Genomic DNA, 23,614 nt, shown 5'->3' on the forward strand with positions numbered 1-23,614 from the left:
TACTGGAGGTGCAAAATGGCTGTTGAAACAAAATTCGTGGTCGTAAGAAAAGGTGAAGAGAAAATGACTTTTGCCAGTAAGAAAGAGGCTGACGCTCACGACAAACTGCTCGACATGGCAGAAGCGTTCACCGACTGGCTGCTGCAAAGCGGAATGCAGATGGATGAAACGCAGGCGGAAAACCTTGGTCTGTATCTTGCCGAGCAGAAAGAGTCCGTGCAGCATATCCTGCGTACCAGCAAGCTTCCCGAGCTCAATGCTGCAACGGATAAAACAGCGCCAGAGGCGGATAGCAGCAAAAAAATCCGGGCCGTCAAAGCCGCCTGATCGTCAGAACGACTCATCACCTGTCCTGCTGCCGCGGGCCGGAAACGGCTCGCGGCTTAATAGTGCGGTAAATTATCACACAACTCTTGCAACTCGTTGATTAGTCTGGCCACATGGAAACCATCACAGACAGAATGATGAACCTGAACGGCGAAAGGCAACAAGACTTTTCCATCCTGGTTAAAGTATTTTCCAAACGTGAACATGGGCGCAAAAAAGTTCTGCATGTTAGCCACGTTGATATTAAAACTGGTAAAACTGACCCACGGAATATCCGATATGAAGAATATATTTTCCCGGTACTCTTCTTTGGGCCAGTAGGCAAGATTATCACCATAGCGAGAAACGTCTTCTGCATAAACGTTCTGAAAGTGATGAATATTCCCGTCGAAGTGACTCCATAATGATGAAAACGTCTCCGTCTCTTTATGGAAAAGGGTATAGCTGGGATGCACCTCATTCCATATTACAAGCTCATTATCCTTCATAGCCATACGGAACTCAGAATGGCGGTTAACGACTGTCGAAATAAGGGAAATAATCGAAGGATAAAATTTCCAGCCAACCTGTTTGATATGTTTCAGCAGCGCAGTGATATCCAGCTGAACCGTTTGGTTAATCGTGCATTGAGCAAAGCTCTGAAAGACTTCAAAATGTTCTTTCCTTGCCCAACTCGATAAGTTTACAGCCGTATATTCTGGCGTTATTTTTGTCATTTCTTTGCCTTAATTAAGCAGCGCTATATAAAATAGTAGCGTACCACAAACCCAGGAGCTGTATAGACCGTCGAGCAGAGGCTGCCTTAAATTTTCAACGTATCAATAACCGCTCTCAGCGCCGGGGACACGTTGCGGTGCGGGTAATAGAGGTAAAGCCCGTCCATCCGCAGGCTGTAGCGCTGTAAGACGCGTATAAGCGTGCCACGCTCCAGATCGTCAGACACCAGCTCAACCGGGACATAGGCCAGCCCGAGTTCCAGCCGGGCCGCTTCGGCCTCCATGTAGCTGTCGGAAAAGGCCCATTGCCCCTCAGGCCGGTGCGTAACTCGCTTCCCGTCCTGAACAAGCTCCCATTGATAGTGGTTACCGTCGGCAAACTGGTAGGCAATGCAGGGATGAGCATCCAGATCGGCGGGCGTCTGCGGGAAACCATAGCGCCGAAAATGCGCCGGGGCGGCAACCACAGCCATCTCCATATCGGGCGTGATGCGCACCGCAATCATTCCTTGTCCCACCTCCGGTCCCAGCCGGACGCCCGCGTCGAATCGCTCGGCAATGATATCCACGAACCGGCTCTCATTCATCAATTCCAGACGGATATCCGGGTAACGCTGTTTGAAGATAGCGAGCTTTGGCAGCAGACATTTCTCGATGGCGTGCTGGCTGGCATTAATGCGCACCGTGCCGGACGGCGTCTGGCGGTAATGCGCCAGTCTGGTCAACCCGGTATCAAGCGCATCAAAGGCGGAACCGGCGGTCTGGTAAAGCTGTTCCCCGGCGTGTGTCAGCGACAGCTTGCGCGTAGTACGCACCAGAAGCTGCACGCCCAGCCGCTCTTCCAGCTCGCGAACCGATCGGCTGATCCCGGATTGCGCCAGCCCGAGCCGCTGTGCGGCTGCCGTGAAGCTTCCCTCCCGCACCACCTGGATAAAGAGATACAGTTCATTATAGTTTTCCCGCTTCGCCATCATGCCTCGTCAATTCATAACAAAATGATATTAATCCTAGCAGCTTTTGGCCTCTAATCAGCACTATTTCTGCTAACTATAATGGCCTCATTACAACAACACACGGTACCTCTTATGAAGACATTCACCCAAAAACTGTCCGTTGCGCTGCTGTTATGCGCATCATTAAGTGGAGTGACAACAATGAGTTATGCAGAAACGCTAAATCCTAACGCCCCCGTTTCGATGGTGACAACCTGGGATAAAACCTTCGCCGAGAGCAATAAAGTCAACCACCGCAAAGTGACGTTCCAGAACCGGTACGGGATCACTCTGGTGGGCGATCTGTACATTCCCAGGAACCACGGCGACCAGAAATTGGCGGCGATAGCCGTCAGTGGGCCGTTCGGTGCGGTTAAAGAACAATCCAGCGGTCTGTACGCCCAGACTCTGGCTGAGCAGGGGTTCGTGGCCCTGGCCTTCGATCCATCCTACACGGGGGAAAGTGGCGGCCAGCCGCGTAACGTTGCCTCCCCTGACATCAACACCGAAGACTTTAGCGCCGCTGTGGATTTCCTGGGGTTACAGAAAGAAGTCGACCGTAACCGTATCGGCATTCTTGGTATCTGCGGCTGGGGCGGTATGGCGCTGAACGCGGCATCCATGGATACCCGCGTGAAGGCGGTCGCCACCAGCGTAATGTACGATATGAGCCGCGCGATGGGTCACGGCGTGGGCAACGGGAAAGATCGCTATTCAGCGGCCGATCGTCGGGCCGTGTTTCAGTATCTGAACGCGCAGCGCTGGAAAGATGCTGAAAGCGGCACTTTCGCCCATGGCGGCCACGATATTAATGTCGATGAGAATGGCAAGGTGACGGCGGCCGAGCGCATTCTGCCGGAAGCACTGCCCACCGATCCGCATCCGGTACTGAAAGAGTTCTATGATTACTACCGTATGCCGCGCGGTTTCCATGCCCGTTCCGTAAACTCCACCGGCGCGTGGACTGCGACCATGCCGTTATCCTTTATGAATATGCCGCTGCTGAGCTATGCCGGGGAGATCACTATCCCAACGCTGATTGTGACCGGTGAAAACGCACACTCTCGTTATATTGCGGAGGATGCGTTCAAGGCCGTCGGCAGCAAAGAGAAAGAGCTGGTGATTGTTCCCGGTGCAAACCATGTTGATCTCTACGATAACGTCGCAGGAAAAATCCCGTTCGCGCAGTTTGAGCAGTTCTTCAAAACCAGTCTGAAATAACACTCTAAGCCCCCGGAAATCACGGGGGCATCTCTTCTCATCGTCGTGAATGACACCTATGTCTACACTGAATCAAATCCCATCCCGCTACAGCGAGCATGCACACTGGGACAGTATTTTTGCCCGTCAGTCTGCTCGTGGCATCTGCAATAAGGCATTATATTAACAGGGTTATTTTATTTAATTACAAAACCTCGAATACCTCCCGTTGAAATAATAATTAAGCAATATCCTGGTCAGTCGGCGACATCGCTTTGTTAGCTTGAGAAGTCAGGCAAAGCTCAAACTGGAGGTATTCTTTGCTGATTAAATTAAAGAAAGAACGAACGCATCAGGAGGATCGTCGTCTTGCACTCTGGCTGGCGACCTCCGCGGGACTGCTGAATGCCATTGCGCTGGGCGCGTTCGGCTTTTTCCCCTCTCATATGACGGGTAATACATCGCAGTTATCCAGCGAAGTTTCCTCCACCGATCTCAGTGATATTCTTTTTTTTGGCGCCATTATTCTGTCGTTTGTCACTGGGGCCATTGTTGCGCGGATTATTGTTATCTGGGGAATTATCCATAACGTCAGGCTGATATTCAGCCAGGTTTTATTTGTTGAAGGGCTATTACTTGCCGGGGTATCCCTTTATGAAATGTATTTTCACTCCTTCGCCACGAATCAGGAGATTATTCTTTTCCTGTGCGGTTTGATGGGAATTCATAACTCCACCTCAACTCAGCTTTCCGGCGGTCGGGTGAGATCCACGCACATTACCGGCACGCTGACCGATGCCGGCATTTCGCTGGCCTCCGTTATGGTCGCCATGCTGCGCCGGGATTATTCCAAAGACACGGCCGCGCAAAAGAGCCAGCTCAAAACCCATTTAACCACCCTTTTCTCGTTTATTACCGGCGGGATTGCGGGGCTGATCCTCTTCAGAGAGTTTGGATTCCACGCGATGCTGGCACTGGGCCTGATGCTGGTGTTTATCGCCGCCTTTTCAATCGTTCGTATCTCGTGGCGCGTTCGAAAGGTACGCGCCGCGCTTAGTCGATAGGGTGATCAGCACGCCTCAAGTGACGTTGTCACTTGAGGCGTGCTTCTTTAAGACTATTCTGCCTTCCCACTGACAGCCCTTACGCCATAAGGCTTAACTCAGGTTGTCACTAATTTCATAGGGTTACTGTTTTACCCCCTTTGCTGGAACCCTTCCGTTTCGCTTGCTATAGGTGAAGTACCCCTGCCGAAACATGGCATAACAACAGGCAACCGCAACAGGTGGTTGCTATAACGCATGCGCACAGGGAGACACACCGCAATGCACCCATTACTTAAACGTTCGCTGCTTTTTGTCGGCGCGATTATCGTGGTCCTCGCTCTCCTCACCTGGGGAATTGGACTGGAGACGATTAAGGCGCGCCAGGTTGACCTGCTCTACCTCGGTCAACAGCACCTGATTCTGGTCTTTTCATCAATGTTCTTTGCCCTGCTGGTGGGCATTCCAAGCGGTATTCTGCTGAGCCGTCCAGCGGCACGGGGTATCGCCGAATACGTGATGCAAATCTTTAACGTGGGCAACACCCTGCCGCCGCTGGCCGTTCTGGCGCTGGCGATGGTGGTGATTGGCATCGGTGATAAACCGGCCATTATCGCCCTCTTTCTCGCTTCTTTGCTGCCAATTGTGCGTAACACCTATGCCGGGCTGTGCTCTGTTCCCGCGTCGTTGCTGGAAGCGGCAAACGGCATCGGCATGACCAAATGGCAGCGCCTGCATCAGGTCGAAATTCCTAACGCCTGGCCGGTGATGCTTTCCGGTATTCGCATTGCCACTGCGATTAACGTCGGTACCGCACCGCTGGCATTCCTGATTGGCGCCAGCAGCTACGGCGAGCTGATTTTCCCGGGGATCTATCTGAATGACTTCCCGACGCTGATCCTGGGCGCGGCGGCCACCGCCCTGTTCGCCCTGATTCTGGATACGCTGCTGGCGGCACTGGGTCGACTACTGAGCCCGCATCTGGCGCGATAATTATAACAAGGAGCTTCTATGAGACTGTTTTCCGGCCTGACGGCGCTGTGCGCCGCCGCGCTCTTCACCAGCCAGGCGCTCGCCGCGCCGCTGATCCTGGCAACAAAGAGCTTTACCGAGCAGCACATTCTCTCGGCCATGACCGTACAGTATCTGCAAAAGAAAGGATTTCAGGTGCAGCCGCAGACTAATATTGCGACGGTGATTTCCCGTAACGCGATGATTAACAAGCAGATTGATATGACCTGGGAGTACACCGGCACGTCGCTGATCATCTTCAACCATATCAACAAACGCATGTCGCCGCAGGAGTCATACGAGACGGTGAAACGCCTCGACGCAAAGCACGGTCTGGTGTGGCTTAAACCTGCCGATATGAACAATACCTATGCCTTTGCCATGCAGCGCAAGCGCGCCGAGGCTGAACATATCAATACCATGTCTGAGATGGTGGCAAAGATTGAGCAGATCCGTAAAACCGATCCGGATAACAACTGGCTGCTGGGCCTTGACCTGGAATTTGCCGGGCGTAGCGACGGGATGAAACCGTTGCAGGCGGCCTACAACATGGAGCTGGACCGCCCGCAGATCCGCCAGATGGATCCGGGGCTGGTCTATAACGCGGTGCGCGACGGGTTTGTCGATGCCGGGCTGATCTACACCACCGACGGGCGCGTGAAGGGCTTCGATCTTAAAGTGCTGGAAGACGATAAAGGCTTCTTCCCGAGTTACGCCGTGACGCCAGTTGTTCGAAAAGACACGCTGGAGGCTAACCCGGGGCTGGAGGAGGCGCTGAACACCCTCTCAGCCCAGCTCAACAACGACGTTATCACCGAACTGAATAAAAAGGTGGATATCGACCATCAGTCACCGCAGCAGGTCGCCCGTGATTTCCTGCGTAGCAAACAGTTGCTGTAGGAGGCGCTATGGAGACGATTCACTATATTCTCGACAACTGGGACTATCTCTTAACCCTGACGCTGCAACACCTCTGGCTGGTGGCACTCGCCGTGGGCCTGGCGATTGTTATTGGCGTGCCGCTGGGTATTTTAATTGTCCGCCATAAATGGCTGGCAACGCCGGTGCTGGGGATTGCCACCATTGTGCTCACCATCCCGTCAATTGCGCTTTTCGGCCTGATGATCCCGCTCTTTTCGCTGATCGGTCAGGGCATTGGCGCCCTGCCCGCGATTACGGCGGTGTTCCTCTATTCACTGCTGCCGATTGTGCGCAACACCCACACGGCGCTCGACAGCCTGCCACCCGGCCTGCGCGAAGCGGGACGCGGCATCGGCATGACCTTCTGGCAGCGTCTGCGCTGGGTGGAAATCCCAATGGCGCTGCCGGTCATTTTTGGCGGCATCCGCACCGCCGTGGTGATGAACATCGGCGTCATGGCGATTGCTGCCGTGATTGGCGCGGGCGGTCTGGGCCTGCTGCTGCTTAACGGTATTGGCGGGAGTGATATTCGTATGTTAATTGCGGGCGCGCTGATGATTTGTCTTTTAGCGATTGTGCTCGACTGGTTGCTGCACCGTTTGCAGGTGGTACTGACTCCGAAGGGGATTCGATAATGATAAAACTGGAAAACCTCACCAAACAATTTTCACAGAAGCACGGCCAGACGTTTAAGGCCGTCGACAACGTCAATCTGAACGTGCCTGAAGGGGAAATGTGCGTGCTGCTCGGCCCGTCCGGCTGCGGAAAAACCACTACCCTGAAGATGATTAACCGTCTCATTACGCCAAGCAGCGGGACGATCCTGATTAACGGCGAAGACACCAGCGGGATGGACACCGTGACCCTGCGCCGCAACATTGGCTACGTGATCCAGCAGATTGGCCTGTTCCCGAACATGACTATCGAAGAGAACATTACCGTCGTGCCGCGCATGCTGGGCTGGGACAAAGCGCGCTGTAAATCCCGTGCCGAGGAGCTGATGGATATGGTGGCAATGGATCCACATAAATTCCTTCACCGCTATCCGCGCGAAATGTCCGGCGGTCAGCAGCAGCGTATCGGCGTCATCCGCGCGCTGGCAGCGGATCCTCCAGTCCTGCTGATGGATGAACCATTCGGCGCGGTTGACCCGATTAACCGTGAGGTGATCCAGAACCAGTTCCTGGAGATGCAGCGCAAGCTGAAAAAGACCGTGATGCTGGTGAGCCACGATATTGACGAAGCGCTGAAGCTGGGCGACCGTATTGCCGTCTTCCGTCAGGGGCGTATTGTTCAGTGCGCCAGCCCGGACGAGCTGCTGGCGAAACCCGCCAATGAGTTTGTCGGCTCGTTTGTTGGTCAGGACCGGACGTTGAAACGCCTGCTGCTGGTATCCGCGGGCGACGTCACCGACCAGCAGCCGACGATTACGGTACGCGAATCGACGCCGCTGCCAGAGGCCTTCGCCACCATGGATGACAACGATATTCGCGCCATTACCGTGGTTGATGATCTCGGCAAACCGCTGGGCTTTGTGAAGCGCCGCGAAGCGCGTAATGCCAGCGGCAGCTGCGGTGATATTCTGCATCCGTTCCGCATGACAGGTAAGGCCGAGGATAACCTGCGCGTGGTGCTTTCTCGCCTGTATGAGAGCAACACCAGCTGGATGCCGATTGTGGACGAGGACGGACGCTATAACGGCGAGATATCCCAGGATTATATTGCGGAGTATTTGAGTTCCGGGCGTACGCGCCGGGCATTGAATATTCATAGCGAGAGTTAAGCATTCAGGCCGGGTACTGCCCGGCCTTTTTCCGCACGCATACCTTTTGCTAACCTCACGTTTTCCCGCCACAATATCGTATCGTCCCCGTTAATCACGACTTCATGCAACGTCTTCACGCATACCCCGACATCCGCGCGATGTTTCGCCGTCTCCTGATTGCTACCGTCACCGGCGTGCTGGCAGCGCTGGCCGTTGCGGTGTTCCGCCACAGCATGTATCTGCTGGAGTGGTTGTTTCTCAGCAACGAAAGCGGAAGCCTGGTGAACGCCGCTGCCGCGTTATCGCCCTGGCGGCGGGCGCTGACGCCTGCGCTGGGTGGTCTGGCCGCGGGAGTGCTGCTGTGGGGATGGCAGCGCATGACGGCACAACGTCCCCACGCCCCGACCGATTATATGGAGGCGCTGGAGACGGGTGATGGCCAGTTTGATTACGGCGCCAGCCTGGTGAAATCCCTCGCCTCGTTGCTGGTGGTCGCCAGCGGCAGCGCCATCGGCCGGGAAGGCGCCATGATCCTGCTTGCCGCCCTCGCTGCCTCCTTTTTTGCACAACGTTGTACGCCGAAATCCGAATGGAAACTGTGGATCGCCTGCGGTGCCGCCGCCGGGATGGCCAGCGCCTATCATGCGCCGCTGGCGGGCAGCCTGTTTATCGCAGAGATCCTGTTTGGCACACTTATGCTGGCCTCCCTCGGCCCGGTGGTGATTGCCGCTGTGGTGGCTCTGCTGACCACGCGCCTGTTAAGTCCCGGCGCGAATACACTTTATGATGTCCATCTCAGCGAGATGCTTACGGCGGTGGATTATTTCCTGATCGTTGGCGTGGGTCTGCTGGCTGGGCTGTGCGGCCCGCTTTTGATGTGGCTAATGGCTTTCAGCCATTCTCTTTTTCTGCGTCTCAAACTCTCACCACCGTGGCAGCTGGCGCTGGGTGGTCTGATCGTCGGGCTGCTGTCGCTGCTGACGCCGAAGGTATGGGGGAATGGCTATAGCGTGGTTCAGGCGTTTTTGCAGTCGCCGCCGCTGCTGTCGGTAATTGCCGGCGTCTTTATCTGCAAGCTCCTGGCGGTGCTGGCAAGCAGCGGGTCCGGCGCACCGGGAGGCGTGTTTACGCCAACCTTGTTCGTTGGTATGGCAACGGGAATGCTGTTTGCGCAGATCTTTGCGCTGTGGTTTCCTGGCTCTGAGACGGCGATCCTGCTTGGGCTGGCGGGTATGGCGACGCTGCTCGCCGCCACAACGCATGCGCCAATCATGTCGGCCTTGATGGTATGTGAGATGACCGGGCAGTATTTTTTACTTCCCGGTTTGCTGGTTGCCTGTGTTGTGGCGTCGGTATTGTCGAGAACGCTACGCCACGACTCGATCTACGGCCAGCATACCGCCGAAAGCCGAGAGATCGATATAGTGCGCTAATTCGCGCTGCTCGGCGCGGGGCAGATAAGGCAGTTCGCCTACCAACGGGCCAGGCAGCTTTTTGCTCAGCACGTCGATGATTTCTGCGTAGTGCGCAAGGCCCGGGTTAATACGGTTCGCCACCCAACCAATCAGTGGCAGGCCGTCATTAGCGATAGCCTGCGCCGTCAGCAAGGCATGGTTGATGCACCCTTCCTGAATGCCCACGACCATAATCACCGGCAGCTGCTCCTGCACCACCCACTCGGAAAGGGGACGTAAATCGTTCATCAGGCTGCGCCAGCCACCGGTCCCTTCAACGACAACGTGGTCAACCTTTTCACTCAGATTTGCCAGGCCATCAGAGAGCAGACTGTAGTTGATAAGCCCACTGTGAGCGACGCTGCTTTCCTCTTCGCTTAACGCGATGGGATTGACGGCATCATAAGGCAGTTCCAGAGACGAGACGCTTTGCAGAACCAGGGCGTCCTTATTGCGCAGCCCTTCTGGCGTCTCTTTACTGCCTTTTGCTACCGGCTTGTATCCTGCAACGCGTTTACCGCTTGCCGCCAGGGCCTGAAGTAACGCGCGGGATACGACGGTCTTCCCGACAGACGTATCCGTACCAGTAATAAAGAAACGCTTAAGCATGACTCATTCCACCTCTTGGGTATGCTTCAAAAAATATAAACCAGGTAAATAATTCAGTGGGGAAAGTCTACGGGAAGCGTGCGCTACCCGGCTTGAGATAGCGCAATTTTTCGTACATCTATGGAAAAGAGTTAGCCCTGAAGCAAACGAATCAGTAACGAGCCGTTGTACATCGCATCTTTTACCAGCGCGGCGCCAGCCATCGTACCTTGGTTGGAAAATTGCGTACTTTCCACCACGATGTTTTTACTGTACGCGGGAAGCGCCTGCTGGTTGATGCAGGCGGAAATCGCCGGGAAGAGGATATCCGCCGCCTGGCTGAGCGGGGAGCCGATCAGTATTTTTTGCGGGTTAAACAGGTTCACCATAATGGCCAGAATGCGTCCGACATTATTGCCCACGCCGGTAATGATGTCCTTCGCCAGCAGATCGCCCTGCCTTGCCGCAGTGCACAATGCCTCGACGCTCAACGGTTGACCGTGCAGCGTGGAGCTCATTGACTGGCTGAGCCGCACCTGCGCCAGCTCCAGCACGCTTTCGACGCTGGCAATCGTCTCCAGACAACCATGATTACCGCAGTAGCAGCGTTTTCCGTACGGATCGACCTGCGTATGGCCAATCTCCACCAGGCTACTGCTGCCAGCATGCAACAGACGCCCGTCGGTGATCACACCTGCGCCAACGTTGTGATCAATCACCACCTGAATCACGTCGCGCGCGCCCCGGGAAGCGCCAAACAACGCCTCCGCCATCGTCCAGGCGCTGATATCATGCTGAATGTAGACCGGCACACCGGTGTGGTTTTCCAGCACGTCGCCCAGCGGCATCTCTTTGACGTTTTCATAAAACGGCATGCGGTGCACAATGCCATTTTCGGTATCAATAATTCCCGGCAGGGTGATCGCAATCGCCGTTAAACGTTCAAGGCGCTGCTGGTGACGAATAAAGAACTGGTCGATGTGGGTCAGAATGGCATCGAGGAGTGGTTGCTCTGCATCGAGCGGGAGTTCCAGCCGGTCTTCCACCACCAGCTTGCTGCTGAGGTCGCGCAGCGCGAGGAAGATTTCCCCGCGGCTAATTCGCAGCGACAGGTAGTGCCAGGCTTCCGTTTCCACCACCAGCCCTACCGCCGGACGGCCACGGCTGCCCGGCTCCTGAATTTCTGTCTCCTGAACCAGATGGGCTTCCAGCATTTCGCGGACAATCTTGGTAATACTGGCGGGTGCCAGTTGTGCCAGGCGCGAAAGATCGATACGCGAAACCGGACCCAGCTGATCAATCAGGCGATAAACGGCGCCCGCGTTGGTCTGCTTGATCTGATCGATATGCCCTGGCTGACTATCAGCAACCACCTCGTACTCCCTTATTTTCGAGCTTCGAAATAAACTGAGGGCTATGGTGAAGCACTTCAATGGCTGACGTCAAATTTTTACTTAGCCATGTGATTTACTGCACATTTTCGCCCGCTTTTCCCTATAAATAACGCCCGTGAGAAGCGGTAATTAATTGTTCTTTGAAACGCTGTGCCGCATGGCTCTGTTCATGATGTTTAGACCACACTAGCCACATCTCCGAGACCGCATCCTGCTCGGCAATCTTCACCCAGCGCATTTCCGGCAGTTTTACCCGTTTAAACGAGGCCGGAAGAATCGACACGCCAAGTCCTGCGGCAACGAGACCAATGATCGTCATGGCTTCCCCCACTTCCTGCGCGATAGTCGGGACAAGGCCATATCGCCGCATCAGACCAAGAATATCGTCATACAATCCGGTACCCACCTGTGGGTCAAAAAAGACAAAGGGTTCTTTCGCCAGTTCAGCCAGCGTGACGCTATGCTGCGCGGCGAGCGGGTGATCCCGGGGGATCATCGCCATCAGCGGTTCGCGGAGGATCACCTGCCACGCCAGGGTATCAGGCAACTGCGTGTTACGCATTAGCCCCAGGTCGAGCGATCCTTCATTAAGCGGCGATATTTGCTCCCGGGTATTTATTTCGCGCGTCTGAATATGCACATCCGGAAAGTTACTGCGAAACGAGGATAGCGTTTGTGAAACAGCGCTGATGAAGGGGGCCGACGAGGTAAACCCGATGCGCAGCTCTCCCGTCTCCCCGAGATGAAGCCGTTCAGCTCTGGCGGCGGCGTCCACCACCATACTCAGGATCTGTCGGCTATCGGCGAGAAACTGTTTTCCCGCCGCCGTCAGGCTCACGCTGCGGTTGGTTCGCGCCAGCAAACGCGCCCCAACCTGCTGCTCAAGGATCTGGATCTGTTGGCTCAGCGGTGGCTGGGAGATATTCAGCCTTGCCGCAGCACGACCAAAATGGAGCTCTTCGGCGACGGCGACAAAATAGCGCAGATGGCGCAGCTCGATATTCATATTTTTAAAGTATCATTTGAGATTATTAATATATTAGACAGAATATTTACATTTTCCTACCCTAATCTTGTGGTCATACCCGTCACCAGAAACCACGGGGAAGTTTAAGCAAGGATTATGTGTGAGCCGTACAACGACCGTTGATATCGCGCCGGCCAGCGACATTGATGATTTACCCGCAGTACCGCAGCCGGTTCAGTTTATAAAACGTGGTACCCCCCAGTTTATGCGCGTCACGCTGGCGCTCTTTTCAGCGGGTCTCGCCACTTTCGCCCTGCTCTACTGCGTTCAGCCGATCCTGCCGGTCCTGTCGCATGAATTTGGCGTGTCGCCAGCCAGCAGCAGTATTTCGCTCTCCATTTCAACCGGGATGCTGGCGATCGGTCTGCTGTTCACCGGGCCACTTTCAGATGCCATCGGGCGTAAGCAGGTCATGGTAACGGCGTTAATGCTGGCCTCCGTGTGTACCTTGCTGTCCACCATGATGACCAGCTGGCACGGCATTCTGGTCATGCGCGCGCTGATTGGGTTATCCCTCAGCGGCGTGGCGGCGGTCGGGATGACCTATCTCAGCGAGGAGATCCACCCGAGTTTCGTGGCCTTCTCCATGGGGCTGTACATTAGCGGGAACTCTATCGGCGGGATGAGCGGACGCCTGCTCAGCGGTGTGTTTACCGATTTCTTTAACTGGCGCATTGCGCTGGCCGTAATCGGCTGCTTCGCCCTCGCTTCGGCGCTGATGTTCTGGAAAATCCTGCCGGAATCGCGCCATTTCCGCCCGACTTCCCTGCGTCCGAAAACACTGTTTATCAACTTCCGTCTGCACTGGCGCGACAAAGGTTTGCCGCGACTGTTTCTGATGGGATTCCTGCTGATGGGGTCATTTGTCACGCTGTTTAACTATATTGGCTACCGGCTGATGCTCTCGCCGTGGCATCTTAGCCAGGCATTGGTGGGTTTGCTCTCTGTGGCGTATCTCACCGGGACGTGGAGTTCGCCAAAAGCGGGCGCCATGACCGCGCGCTTCGGCCGTGGTCCGGTGATGCTGGTGTCCACCGCTGTGATGTTGTTCGGACTGCTGATGACGCTTGTCTCTTCCCTGTGGCTGATTTTTGCCGGAATGCTGCTCTTCTCTGCGGGATTCTTTGCCGCGCATTCTGTTGCCAGCAGCTGGATTGGCCCACGCGCGCGCCGCGCTAAAGGTCAGGCTTCGTCTCTGTATCTGTTCAGTTACTATCTCGGTTCCAGCATTGCCGGGACTCTCGGCGGGGTGTTCTGGCATAACTACGGCTGGAACGGCGTGGGCGGATTTATCGCGCTGATGCTGTGCGCGGCACTGCTGGTGGGCGCGAGCCTGCATAAACGACTGCATTAACATTCAGCCCTCTTCGTGTTTAAATCGAGCCGATGCTAATTTTTGTCATCGGCTGATTCAGACACGAGGACTTCATGAAAAACAATAACTATCAACAACTCACCCGCACCTTCCAGCGTCTCTCCCGCTTCTCTCACCTCTCCTCCATCGCCAGCTGGGACATGTTTACCATGATGCCGCCCGGCGGCAGCGCCGCGCGCGGTGAAGCGCTGGCGGAGATGAGCGTCCTGCAACATCAGATCCTGACCGATAAAAAAGTGGGTGAATGGCTGGCGGCGGCGGCAGAAGAAGATCTGAACGACGTTGAGCAGGCCAACCTGCGTGAAATGACGCGCCACTACCAGCAGGCCACTTTACTTCCGGAATCGCTGGTGGAGGCCAAATCGCTGGCGGGCAGCAGGTGTGAACACGCGTGGCGCACTCAGCGTCCGGCCAACGACTGGCAGGGCTTTTCAGCCAACCTGAAAGAGGTGGTGAAACTCAGTCGTGAAGAAGCCCGCCTGCGCGCTGAGGCTAAAGACTGCACGCCTTACGACGCGCTGCTGGATATCTTTGAACCCGACATGACCAGCGCTCGCCTGGATGTGCTGTTCGGCGATCTGAAGTCCTGGCTGCCGGAGCTGCTGGCAAAGGTTGTGGAAAAACAGGCTCAACGATCGTTCGTTCCGCCACAGGGTCCCTTCCCGACCGCCACCCAGCGCGAGCTGGGCCTGGAAGCGATGAAAATGCTTGGCTTCGATTTTAACGGCGGTCGTCTGGACGTTAGCGCCCACCCGTTCTGCGGCGGCGTGCCGGAAGATGTGCGTATCACCACGCGTTACGATGAAGACGAGTTGCTCAGCGCGCTTTTCGGCGTGATCCACGAAACCGGACATGCCCGCTACGAGCAAAACCTTCCGCGAGCGTGGGCCGGTCAGCCCGTTGCGCTGGCGCGCTCTACGGCGATCCATGAATCCCAGAGCTTGTTCTTTGAAATGCAGCTGGGCCGCAGTGAGGCTTTCCTGAAGCATTTGCTTCCGGCGGTCCATGCCCGTTTCGGCAGCCAGGCGGCATTCAGTGAAGAGAATTTTATTGCCTGGAATCAGCGCGTGAAACCGGGCTACATCCGCGTTGACGCAGATGAAGTGAGCTATCCGGCGCATGTGGTATTGCGCTATGAGATTGAGCGCGCGCTGATCAATGGCGAAATTGAAGTGGATGATATCCCCGCGTTATGGGATGAGAAAATGCAGGCCTGGCTTGGATTATCCACCAAAGATAACTACCGCAACGGCTGTATGCAGGACATCCACTGGACCGACGGCGGTTTTGGCTACTTCCCGTCTTACACGCTGGGGGCAATGTATGCGGCACAGCTGTTCCATGCCGCCAAAACTGCGCTGCCCGGGTTGCAGGCATCCATTGCCGGGGGCGACTTCTCGGCGCTGTTTGACTGGCTGCGTCAGAATATCTGGCAGCACGGCAGCCGTTTCAGCACGTCGCAGCTCATCACCCAGGCCACGGGTGAAGATCTGAATATCCGCTACTTCCGCGAACACCTGACGTCCCGCTACCTGTAAACGAACGCGCCGGGGGCCACCCCGGCGTTGTACATATGGTTACACACCGATACCAATCACTCACGGAAACCCCGAATTTACAGGGATATAGTTATTTCAACGGCCCCGCAGTGGGGTTAAATGAAAAACCAAATTCGAGGGTATGAAAATGAAAAAAGTATTAGCTCTGGTTGTTGCCGCTGCTATGGGTCTTTCTTCCGCTGCATTCGCGGCTGAAACTACCGCCACCGCAGCGCCTGCGGCATCCACCGCTGCTCCGGCCAAAACGGTTCACCATAAAAAACATCACAAAGCGGCTAAACCAGCGGCAGCACAGAAAGCGCAGGCCGCGAAAAAGCACCACAAAAAAGCGGCAAAACCTGCGGTAGAGCAGAAAGCCCAGGCGGCTAAAAAGCATCACAAAAAAGCGGCAAAACACGAAGCGGCTAAACCTGCTGCACAGCCAGCAGCGTAAGAGTACAAGCTTAACCGTGCCCTTCGGGGCACGTTGGTAAACCGGCGCTGAACGGGATTGCGGTCAGCGCCGTTTTTTTATCCGGAGGGCGTATGCTGCGGCGCTATCGGTTTGAGTTCATTCTTATCCTGCTAATTTTATGCGCGCTCATCGCCAGCCACTTTTATCTTTCCTGAATGTAGCACGCTGATTTTACTCCCACTTTCTCGCCGTCGCGTCTATAGTATTTTCATAGGGTTCACTTTTAATAATCATAATTACCCCCACCAGAGTGTGATATGCGTAAATCTGTTGTGTTGTTACTGGGAACGTTTAGCCTTTTTGCAGGCTTTTCACATGCGGATGAGGGCGACGATGACGCCATCAGCGCCAAAGAGGTAAAGACGCTGTTTTTTGGTCATGACGATCGTACGCGTGTCACCGATCCTACCGAAGCGCCCTGGGATGCCATCGGGCAACTGGAAACCGCCAGCGGCAATCTATGTACCGCAACTCTCATAACGCCACGCCTTGCGCTGACGGCGGGTCATTGCTTGTTAATGCCGCCCGAAGGCAAACCGGATAAAGCGATCGCCCTGCGCTTTGTCTCGCAGAAAGGGATTTGGCGCTACGAAATTCACGGTATTGAGGGGCGGGTGGATCCGTCGCTCGGGAAACGCCTGAAACCGGATGGCGATGGATGGATTGTGCCGCCCGGGGCGGCATCCTGGGATTTCGGTCTGATCGTTTTACGTTATCCGCCGTCCGGGATCGCTCCGCTACCGCTCTTTGATGGTGACAAAGACGCGCTCACCGCCGCCCTGAAAGCCGCCGATCGAAAAGTGACGCAGTCAGGCTACCCTGTTGATCACCTCGATTCGCTGTACACCCATACGGACTGCGTGGTGACGGGCTGGGCGCAAAACAGCGTGCTTTCGCATCAGTGCGATACGCTACCGGGTGATAGCGGATCGCCCCTGATGTTAAAAACCGTTAACGGCTGGCAACTGATTGGCGTTCAGAGTTCTGCTCCGGCAGCGAAAGACCGCTGGCGCGCCGATAACCGAGCGTTGGCGGTGACCGGTTTTCGCGACCGGCTGGAAGCCCTGGCGCAGCAGTAGGTCACTCAGGCCAGTTTAATCATGATCATGCCAGCGAGCAGTAATACCAGCCCTATCCAGCCTTTATGGTTTAAACGCTGCCCGAACATAATCCAGCCTGCCGCCAGGGTGGCGGCAATACCGAAGCCGCCCCACAGCGCGTAGGCCACGGAAAGATCGATGCCTTTCACCGCCTGCGACAGGGCGCTAAACGCCCCCAGAACCGCGGCAATCGATAACAGGCCGTAGGCTTTGCGACGAAAGCCGTCGGAGAACTTCAAAAAGACGTTCGCAATAATTTCCAGAACGATGGCGAAAGCCAGCCAGGCCGCGTGGATCCATTCAAACTGCTGCATGGGTCTGCTCCTTCTGCTGTTTGGCTGGTTTGCGCGTACCCGATTTAATCAGCACGATACCTGCCACCAGGGTCGTCAGCCCGGCAATTTTCATTGTCGTCAGGGTTTCATCAAATATCATGACGCTGAACAGCGTAATCAATAAAATACCAACACCTTCCCACAAAGCGTATGCCACGCCCAGCGCGATTTTTTTAACCGCGAAAGAGAGGAATATATAGGAAAGCGTAATCATGACCAGCATCAAAATAAATCCGGTGCTGCCGTCACTCACGCTCGCCCATTTCATCGACAAGGTGCCGGTAATTTCAGCAACGATAGCCAGAGCTAATAAAATCCAGTAAAACATGTTTTTCTCCTGCTTGAGAATATAATCCATCGAGGCTCGCTGCGAACAGCAAACCAAAAAAGTGGGAATTAAATCAGTTAGCTAAGCGCATAGCGCCAGCTCAGGCAGAAGACGTGACTATAGCGCGGAACGCCAGTGTTGTTCACCGGAAAGCGTGCAGAGGGAGGTAGAAAACAGAGCAGAGTTGTTTGAAAAATACGTCCTGAACAAATTGTCCATAAAATTACAATTATCCGCGGTGTTGCTTCTCGTCTTTGCGGATGAAAATTGTCCTCAGTAGTTGAACACGCCTGATTTGTATCATAAGCCAGGAATTTACTCAAAGCCTTTTCATTTCTTTACCCAGTCTGTTTGATTTTGGTTAGTTTTTTTAATCCGCTTTCCCCTCTATTATAAATAAAAAACTGTTCAGGAACGTCCATGACCAAACCCATTATCACCCTCAACGGGCTTAAGATCGTCATCATGCTGGGCATGCTGGTGATCATTCTGACCGGCGTTCGTTTTGCGGCCGATATCATCGTGCCTTTTATCCTGGCGCTTTTTATCGCGGTGATCCTCAATCCACTGGTGCAGCGAATGGTGCGGCTACGCATCCCGCGTGTGCTGGCGATAAGCCTGCTTATCAGTATTATTATCGTTGCGATGGTGCTGTTAGTCGCCTATCTGGGAACCTCCCTGAACGAGCTGGCGCGGACGCTGCCGACATACCGCTCTTCCCTGGCGACCCCGCTGCTGCAAATTGAACCCTGGCTGCAACGCGCGGGTATCGAAGTCTCGGTTGAGGAACTGCTTAAATACATCGATCCGAATGCCGCCATGACGATTGTCACCAGCCTGCTGGCACAGCTCTCCAACGCCATGACCTCGATTTTCCTGCTGTTCCTGACGGTTGTGTTTATGCTGCTGGAAGTTCCACAGCTGCCTGCAAAACTCCAGCACATCATGGTGCGTCCGGTAGAGGGAATGGGTGCTATTCAGCGCGCGCTCGACAGCGTTTCACGCTATCTGGTGCTGAAAACGGCCATCAGCCTGGTGACGGGATTAGTGGTCTGGGGGATGCTCGCCGCGCTGGATGTGCGTTTTGCCTTCGTCTGGGGACTGCTGGCCTTTGCGCTCAACTATATTCCTAACATCGGCTCCGTGCTGGCGGCGATCCCCCCTATCCTTCAGGTGCTGGTTTTCAGCGGTTTGTATGATGCCCTGATTCTGCTGGCAGGCTATCTGGTGATTAACCTTGTCTTCGGGAACATTCTCGAACCACGGATAATGGGACGCGGGCTGGGGCTTTCAACTCTTGTTGTATTCCTGTCCCTGATTTTCTGGGGCTGGCTGCTCGGGCCTGTCGGCATGCTGCTCTCCGTTCCGCTGACAATTATTGTCAAAATTGGCCTCGAGCAGACCGCCGGTGGACAAAGTATCGCTGTACTGCTGAGCGACATGAGCCATAAGGCCGATTAATTGTCCATCGACAGCATAGGCTTGCCCGTTCTTCCCGCTTCGCGGTAGTTGCCCACTGCCCGCTGCCATTCCGACAGCGGGTAGAGGGTAACATTGCTGCACTGGCTGACGTGCAGTTTAGGCCAAATGCGCCGAAACTCCGCCTGCCACGCCTCAGCGCTCAGCGCGTCCAGATAGTTACGAATGTGAAACCACGCCACGCGCGGCAACGGCCGCTGCTGCCGGAAGGTCTGCCCGGAGAGTAGCCCGTAGCAGACAAAGGTACCGGTTTCGGGCATCACGCTCAGGATCGCCTCCGCCAGGCTGCCGCCCGTGGCGTCGTACACCACCTCCGCTTGCGCGGCGGCAGCGTTGACGGCGGCCGTATCATCTTGCGCAATCGGGACGATCCCCATTTCAGCCAGACGTTGAGCGTGCACGGGCGAGCGATGGATCCCGTAAACCGCCTCTGCACCCGCCTGGCGTGCCCATTGCCCGAGCAGAACGGCGCAGTCAGAACCGGCAGCGGTGAGCAGCACCGTTTTCCCGACCGGAGGATAACGGTCCAGCATCATCTGAGCGGCAAGCGGGTTGATATACGCCCGCGCGGCAAGAAGCGAGTCGACGTCGTCCGGGACGGGAACCGCATACGCCACCGGGCAGTCGACATAGCGCTGCCAGGTTCCCTGCCCCCGGAACGGCAGGACCCGCTTGCCCAGCAGCGCCGGGTAAGCGGCGGGCGTTTCGGTCACTATTCCGACCCCTTCATAACCGGCTATTGCGGGCAGCGGCGTGCGATGGCGATATGCCCCGGTGATGGGGATGAGATCGGAGGCGTTCACCGGAGAAAAAAGCATGCGCACACGTATCTCTCCCGGCTGTCGCGGTGACAATGGTGTGCTTTCCGCTTGCAGTACCGATTCAGGCTCACCAAACCGGCGATACCAGAGGGCCAGATTACGCATTGCGATCGCGCCATCCCATTTCCGGTGCGACATGTTTCAGGATGGACTCGATCACATGTGCGTTGTATTCCACGCCCAGCTGATTCGGCACGGTAAGCAACAGCGTATCCGCTTCCGCGATCGCTTCATCCTTTTTCAACTGTTCAATCAGCTTGTCTGGCTCTGCGGCATAGCTGCGTCCGAAAATGGCCCGCGTTTTCTCATCCAGAAAGCCAACGCTGTCGCTCTCATTGCGGCTTGAACCGAAATACATCCGGTCGCGATCGTCCATCAGGGCAAAAATACTGCGGCTGACCGAAACGCGTGGCTGACGGGTATGCCCTGCCTCGGCCCAGGCCTGTCGGTAGGCACGGATCTGTTTTGCCTGCTGAATATGGAACGGCTCGCCGGTTTCATCATCTTTCAGCGTTGAGCTTTGCAGGTTCATCCCCAGTTTTGCCGCCCATACTGCCGTTGCATTGGAGCCAGCCCCCCACCAGATACGATCGCGTAAGCCCTCTGAATGCGGCTCCAGACGCAACAATCCCGGCGGGTTTGGGAACATCGGCTGTGGGTTAGGCTTCGCAAACCCTTCACCGCGTAATACATCAAGCAGTACCTCAGTGTGACGGCGCGCCATATCAGATTCGTTTTCCCCGTCCTGCGGCACGTAACCAAAATAACGCCAGCCATCAATCACCTGCTCCGGGGAGCCCCGGCTGATACCAAGCTGTAATCGCCCGCCGGAGATGAGATCTGCCGCGCCAGCATCTTCCGCCATATACAGCGGATTCTCGTACCGCATGTCGATCACGCCCGTACCGATTTCGATGCGTTTGGTTTTCGCGCCTATCGCAGCCAGCAAGGGGAATGGCGAACTGAGCTGGCGGGCAAAGTGATGCACACGGAAATAAGCCCCGTCCGCGCCCAGCTCTTCGGCGGCGACCGCCAGATCGATGGACTGTAGCAGCGTGTCAGCCGCGGTTCGCGTACCGGACTGGGGTGACGGCGTCCAGTGACCAAACGACAAAAATCCGATCTTTTTCATAGTGGAGTATCCTGATAAAGCATTGCGTTATCCCTACTCTACGCATTAACGGATGAGAATAAATGGTGATTATTTAACGGAATGCTTCAAATAAACTGACAGAAATACGCAAATCGCACGCTGCCTTCCCGCAGAGGAGGCATTCTCCTGGCATCTCAAAATGGGATATAGTGTGAACTGTTCTCTTTTTTAACAGGTAACATCAGCAATGGCTCTGATTCCCAAAAACTACGCACGGCTGGAAAGCGGCTACCGTGAAAAAGCGCTAAAAATTTACCCGTGGGTCTGTGGACGCTGCTCGCGGGAGTTTGTGTATTCGAATCTTCGTGAACTCACGGTCCACCATATCGACCACGATCACACCAATAATCCGGAAGATGGCAGTAACTGGGAGTTGTTGTGCCTGTTTTGCCATGACCACGAACACTCAAAGTACACCGAAGCGGATCAGTATGGCACCACCGTTGTCGCAGGTGAGGATGCGCAAAAAGACGTGGGTGTCGCCACGTTTAACCCCTTTGCCGATCTCAAGGCGATGATGAACAAGAAGAAGTAATATCGGCGGCTTTACTGCCCATACCTGCCGTATGGGCAGTCAGAAAGATAAAGGTAATGTATTCCAGTCACAGATTGAACAAGGAGACGGCCTTAATATCGGCTTCAGGATTCACGCGTTTTACAGCCTCTAAAAACGCAGCAAAGTTTTGATTAAACACCGTCAGATTATTATAAAATTGCACCTGTTTTTCACGGGTTCCCTCAAGATAGCTCACAGACCAGATCCGCCTGTTATTTACCACTGTCGAGCCCGGCTTAATTTTTACGATAGCGGCCAGCTCAATTTTACGGGTGACGCTATTTATGACCTCGTATAAATACTGCTCATCATAAAAATAGGTTTTACCTGACGATCCGCCAAACCAGGAAGGATGGGTAGAGATTTTTTTCATTCCCCGGCTGTCGGCAACGATGCGCTTTGGATGCCGAATACGCCTGATGAAAAAGCGTATCAGCATAATCAGTGCCGTGAAAGACAGCACCACGAAAATAAAATTAATGCTCTCCCGCATATTTCGTTACCTGCCACGCATAACTCAAAGTGGCGAAGTATAGCGTAGCCCGGTAGCTCAGGGAACGTACGCGATGCAATCGCAGATGGAACGGGAAATGCTCTTATCTCGCCACGCAATATGATGTGCGGATCTCCTCAGGGTTAAGCGTTATTAACAATTGCTGCTAAGTTGTAAGTTTCTCCTTGCCGGACCGGACAAATCGGTTATCGTGCCAGGCAACTTTCGCAGCAATAAAAAACAGTGGGATGCGCTATGGCGATTTTTGATGGTCACAATGACCTGTTGCTTAATTTATGGCTTCATCATCGCCAGGATCCGGTAACGGCCTTCTTTTCCGGCATTGAGAACGGACACCTCGATTATCCGCGCATGCAGCAAGGCGGATTTTCCGGCGGGCTGTTCGCGCTGTTCGTGCCGCCGCAGGAGTATATCGCCCGCATGGCGCCGCACTACGCCAGCGAGCCGTGGCAACCGATCGACATTATCTGGCAGCAGTTGACGATCCTCAAGCAGCTTATCGCACACTCCGATGGACGGGCGCGATTGTGCCTGAGCGCGGCAGATATCGAACGCTGCCGTCAGGATAAGGTGCTGGCGATGGTGGCGCATATTGAGGGTGCGGGCGGTTTTGACGGCGAGGGTGGCGATCTACAGGCTTTCTATGCCGCTGGCGTGCGCAGCATTGGGCCTTTCTGGAACATTGCTAACCGTTTTGGCACCGGCGTTAACGGGGCGTTTCCCGGCAGCCCGGACAGCGGCCCAGGGCTTACCGCAGAGGGTATCGCCCTTATTAAGCACGCTAACGCCCTGAACATGCTGATTGACGTTTCTCATATGAATGAAAAGGCGTTCTGGGATACTGCTCGTCATTCCTCTTCACCGCTGGTCGCCACCCATTCCAACGCCCATACGCTGTGCCCGCAACCGCGTAATCTGACCGATCGGCAACTGCTGGCTATCCGCGACAGCGGCGGCGTGGCAGGGGTCAATTTCGGCAACGCCTTTCTGCGCGCCGACGGTAAACGCGATAGCGATACCCCGCTGAGCACAATCGTTCGCCATATCGACTATCTTATTAACATCATGGGCGAAGATCATGTTGCGCTGGGCTCCGATTTTGACGGCATCACGTTACCTGATGATTTGCATGATGTGAGTGGTTTACCGCGGCTAATCAGCGCGTTGCGTGACAGCGGCTATGATCAATTTGTGCTGAATAAGCTGCTGTGGGGCAACTGGCAAAAGGTATTGCAAAATGTTTGGCAACAATAGGTTACGTTGTAAACATTACGTTAATTCCTTACATCTTTCGGGTTGAGCTTTGCCCCACTGTGACGCATTATTTGATGACCATCACAAAACTGGCACAAACAATGGTGTTGGTGCTGCATTTTTAAAGAGGAAAAAACGATGTGGAAGAAACCTGCTTTTATTGATTTACGTCTTGGCCTGGAAGTGACGCTGTACATTTCCAACCGCTAATCGCTCAGCCCGCCATCCGTGCGGGCATTTTTGTTTTA

Annotated in this window: 27 protein-coding genes and 1 pseudogene; 17 read left to right on the top strand and 11 right to left on the bottom strand. The window is 54.9% G+C overall.

Annotated elements, in window-relative coordinates:
* Positions 1-15 precede the first annotated feature (15 nt).
* Positions 16-327 carry a YebG family protein gene (locus tag AC4OVS_RS12165; protein WP_022647976.1) on the top strand — a complete coding sequence of 104 codons (312 nt, stop codon included), beginning with the start codon at positions 16-18 and terminating at the stop codon, positions 325-327.
* Positions 328-383: 56 nt separating this feature from the next.
* Here AC4OVS_RS12165 and catA read toward each other — a convergent pair whose 3' ends face one another.
* Together catA and AC4OVS_RS12175 are read right to left on the bottom strand one after the other, a co-directional pair.
* Positions 384-1,043, bottom strand: coding sequence for a type A chloramphenicol O-acetyltransferase (gene catA, locus AC4OVS_RS12170; RefSeq protein ID WP_045621658.1), 660 nt, complete (start codon positions 1,041-1,043; stop codon positions 384-386).
* Positions 1,044-1,129: 86 nt separating this feature from the next.
* A complete protein-coding gene (locus AC4OVS_RS12175) occupies positions 1,130-2,014 on the bottom strand; it encodes a LysR family transcriptional regulator (RefSeq protein ID WP_046620166.1) in 885 nt (294 codons plus the stop codon).
* Positions 2,015-2,128: 114 nt separating this feature from the next.
* On the opposite strand from AC4OVS_RS12175, the gene AC4OVS_RS12180 reads away from it, so the two are divergent.
* The 7 genes from AC4OVS_RS12180 to clcB all read left to right on the top strand — a co-directional run bounded on the left by AC4OVS_RS12180 (position 2,129) and on the right by clcB (position 9,408).
* Entirely contained in the window at positions 2,129-3,256 is a 1,128-nt protein-coding gene (locus tag AC4OVS_RS12180; RefSeq protein ID WP_491922452.1) for an alpha/beta hydrolase, read from the top strand.
* Between the two features lie 299 nt (positions 3,257-3,555).
* Complete coding sequence (locus AC4OVS_RS12185; RefSeq protein WP_045621656.1) at positions 3,556-4,299, top strand: YoaK family protein; 744 nt, start codon at positions 3,556-3,558, stop codon at positions 4,297-4,299.
* Between the two features lie 261 nt (positions 4,300-4,560).
* Positions 4,561-5,271 (top strand): osmoprotectant ABC transporter permease OsmY, encoded by a 711-nt coding sequence (osmY, locus tag AC4OVS_RS12190; RefSeq protein WP_022647971.1) that lies wholly within the window; start codon positions 4,561-4,563, stop codon positions 5,269-5,271.
* 18 nt (positions 5,272-5,289) lie between these two features.
* Positions 5,290-6,189: an osmoprotectant ABC transporter substrate-binding protein OsmX gene (osmX, locus tag AC4OVS_RS12195; protein WP_017694085.1), complete on the top strand. Its 900-nt coding sequence runs from the start codon at positions 5,290-5,292 to the stop codon at positions 6,187-6,189.
* An 8-nt stretch (positions 6,190-6,197) separates the two neighbouring features.
* The gene (gene osmW, locus AC4OVS_RS12200) at positions 6,198-6,845 is read left to right on the top strand and encodes an osmoprotectant ABC transporter permease OsmW (protein ID WP_022647970.1); all 648 of its coding nucleotides are present in this window, start codon (positions 6,198-6,200) and stop codon (positions 6,843-6,845) included.
* Positions 6,845-7,993, top strand: coding sequence for an osmoprotectant ABC transporter ATP-binding protein OsmV (osmV, locus tag AC4OVS_RS12205; RefSeq protein ID WP_022647969.1), 1,149 nt, complete (start codon positions 6,845-6,847; stop codon positions 7,991-7,993). The genes osmW and osmV overlap by 1 nt, the downstream gene beginning before the upstream one ends.
* Before the next feature lie 104 nt (positions 7,994-8,097).
* Positions 8,098-9,408 (top strand): voltage-gated ClC-type chloride channel ClcB, encoded by a 1,311-nt coding sequence (gene clcB / locus AC4OVS_RS12210; RefSeq protein WP_023299996.1) that lies wholly within the window; start codon positions 8,098-8,100, stop codon positions 9,406-9,408.
* Here clcB and bioD read toward each other — a convergent pair.
* The 3 genes from bioD to AC4OVS_RS12225 all read right to left on the bottom strand — a co-directional run bounded on the left by bioD (position 9,343) and on the right by AC4OVS_RS12225 (position 12,417).
* Positions 9,343-10,038, bottom strand: coding sequence for a dethiobiotin synthase (gene bioD, locus AC4OVS_RS12215; RefSeq protein ID WP_015570628.1), 696 nt, complete (start codon positions 10,036-10,038; stop codon positions 9,343-9,345). The genes clcB and bioD overlap by 66 nt on opposite strands.
* A 131-nt stretch (positions 10,039-10,169) precedes the next feature.
* Positions 10,170-11,390 (bottom strand): sugar metabolism global transcriptional regulator Mlc, encoded by a 1,221-nt coding sequence (gene mlc / locus AC4OVS_RS12220; protein ID WP_022647966.1) that lies wholly within the window; start codon positions 11,388-11,390, stop codon positions 10,170-10,172.
* A gap of 121 nt (positions 11,391-11,511) precedes the next feature.
* Positions 11,512-12,417: a LysR family transcriptional regulator gene (locus tag AC4OVS_RS12225; RefSeq protein ID WP_423397733.1), complete on the bottom strand. Its 906-nt coding sequence runs from the start codon at positions 12,415-12,417 to the stop codon at positions 11,512-11,514.
* A gap of 121 nt (positions 12,418-12,538) precedes the next feature.
* On the opposite strand from AC4OVS_RS12225, the gene AC4OVS_RS12230 reads away from it, so the two are divergent.
* From AC4OVS_RS12230 to AC4OVS_RS12250, 5 genes are all read left to right on the top strand, one after another.
* The gene (locus tag AC4OVS_RS12230) at positions 12,539-13,792 is read left to right on the top strand and encodes an MFS transporter (protein ID WP_022647964.1); all 1,254 of its coding nucleotides are present in this window, start codon (positions 12,539-12,541) and stop codon (positions 13,790-13,792) included.
* 74 nt (positions 13,793-13,866) lie between these two features.
* Positions 13,867-15,351 (top strand): carboxypeptidase M32, encoded by a 1,485-nt coding sequence (locus tag AC4OVS_RS12235; RefSeq protein WP_045621647.1) that lies wholly within the window; start codon positions 13,867-13,869, stop codon positions 15,349-15,351.
* A gap of 148 nt (positions 15,352-15,499) precedes the next feature.
* On the top strand, positions 15,500-15,805 hold the full coding sequence (gene asr / locus AC4OVS_RS12240; RefSeq protein WP_022647962.1) for an acid resistance repetitive basic protein Asr: 306 nt from the start codon (positions 15,500-15,502) through the stop codon (positions 15,803-15,805).
* A gap of 92 nt (positions 15,806-15,897) precedes the next feature.
* Entirely contained in the window at positions 15,898-15,981 is an 84-nt protein-coding gene (gene ydgU / locus AC4OVS_RS12245) for a small membrane protein YdgU (RefSeq protein ID WP_057979992.1), read from the top strand.
* A gap of 102 nt (positions 15,982-16,083) precedes the next feature.
* Positions 16,084-16,905 (top strand): trypsin-like serine peptidase, encoded by an 822-nt coding sequence (locus tag AC4OVS_RS12250; protein WP_023299991.1) that lies wholly within the window; start codon positions 16,084-16,086, stop codon positions 16,903-16,905.
* Positions 16,906-16,910: 5 nt separating this feature from the next.
* Here AC4OVS_RS12250 and mdtI read toward each other — a convergent pair whose 3' ends face one another.
* The 3 genes and pseudogenes from mdtI to AC4OVS_RS12265 all read right to left on the bottom strand — a co-directional run bounded on the left by mdtI (position 16,911) and on the right by AC4OVS_RS12265 (position 17,877).
* A complete protein-coding gene (gene mdtI / locus AC4OVS_RS12255; protein WP_022647960.1) occupies positions 16,911-17,240 on the bottom strand; it encodes a multidrug/spermidine efflux SMR transporter subunit MdtI in 330 nt (109 codons plus the stop codon).
* Positions 17,227-17,589 carry a multidrug/spermidine efflux SMR transporter subunit MdtJ gene (gene mdtJ / locus AC4OVS_RS12260; RefSeq protein WP_032624865.1) on the bottom strand — a complete coding sequence of 121 codons (363 nt, stop codon included), beginning with the start codon at positions 17,587-17,589 and terminating at the stop codon, positions 17,227-17,229. The genes mdtI and mdtJ overlap by 14 nt, the downstream gene beginning before the upstream one ends.
* Positions 17,590-17,706: 117 nt before the next feature.
* Positions 17,707-17,877 (bottom strand): annotated as a pseudogene (locus AC4OVS_RS12265) (protein YdgV).
* Positions 17,878-18,009: 132 nt separating this feature from the next.
* On the opposite strand from AC4OVS_RS12265, the gene AC4OVS_RS12270 reads away from it, so the two are divergent.
* Positions 18,010-19,050 (top strand): AI-2E family transporter, encoded by a 1,041-nt coding sequence (locus tag AC4OVS_RS12270; RefSeq protein ID WP_150325278.1) that lies wholly within the window; start codon positions 18,010-18,012, stop codon positions 19,048-19,050.
* Here the strand turns inward: AC4OVS_RS12270 and AC4OVS_RS12275 are convergent.
* Both AC4OVS_RS12275 and AC4OVS_RS12280 read right to left on the bottom strand, forming a co-directional pair.
* On the bottom strand, positions 19,047-19,994 hold the full coding sequence (locus AC4OVS_RS12275) for a zinc-dependent alcohol dehydrogenase family protein (RefSeq protein WP_491922453.1): 948 nt from the start codon (positions 19,992-19,994) through the stop codon (positions 19,047-19,049). The genes AC4OVS_RS12270 and AC4OVS_RS12275 overlap by 4 nt on opposite strands.
* The gene (locus AC4OVS_RS12280; protein WP_491922454.1) at positions 19,987-21,021 is read right to left on the bottom strand and encodes an LLM class flavin-dependent oxidoreductase; all 1,035 of its coding nucleotides are present in this window, start codon (positions 21,019-21,021) and stop codon (positions 19,987-19,989) included. Before AC4OVS_RS12280 ends, AC4OVS_RS12275 begins: the two co-directional genes overlap by 8 nt.
* Before the next feature lie 208 nt (positions 21,022-21,229).
* On the opposite strand from AC4OVS_RS12280, the gene yajD reads away from it, so the two are divergent.
* On the top strand, positions 21,230-21,577 hold the full coding sequence (gene yajD, locus AC4OVS_RS12285) for an HNH nuclease YajD (RefSeq protein ID WP_006808895.1): 348 nt from the start codon (positions 21,230-21,232) through the stop codon (positions 21,575-21,577).
* Positions 21,578-21,644: 67 nt separating this feature from the next.
* Here the strand turns inward: yajD and AC4OVS_RS12290 are convergent, their stop codons facing one another.
* The gene (locus AC4OVS_RS12290; RefSeq protein ID WP_491922455.1) at positions 21,645-22,091 is read right to left on the bottom strand and encodes a hypothetical protein; all 447 of its coding nucleotides are present in this window, start codon (positions 22,089-22,091) and stop codon (positions 21,645-21,647) included.
* 255 nt (positions 22,092-22,346) lie between these two features.
* Between AC4OVS_RS12290 and AC4OVS_RS12295 the strand changes: the two genes are divergently transcribed.
* Together AC4OVS_RS12295 and pqqA are read left to right on the top strand one after the other, a co-directional pair.
* On the top strand, positions 22,347-23,366 hold the full coding sequence (locus AC4OVS_RS12295; RefSeq protein ID WP_491922456.1) for a dipeptidase: 1,020 nt from the start codon (positions 22,347-22,349) through the stop codon (positions 23,364-23,366).
* Between the two features lie 138 nt (positions 23,367-23,504).
* On the top strand, positions 23,505-23,576 hold the full coding sequence (pqqA, locus tag AC4OVS_RS12300) for a pyrroloquinoline quinone precursor peptide PqqA (protein ID WP_002905689.1): 72 nt from the start codon (positions 23,505-23,507) through the stop codon (positions 23,574-23,576).
* Positions 23,577-23,614: the final 38 nt, after the last annotated feature.

It is taken from the genome of Enterobacter sp. 4974935 (assembly GCF_058661735.1).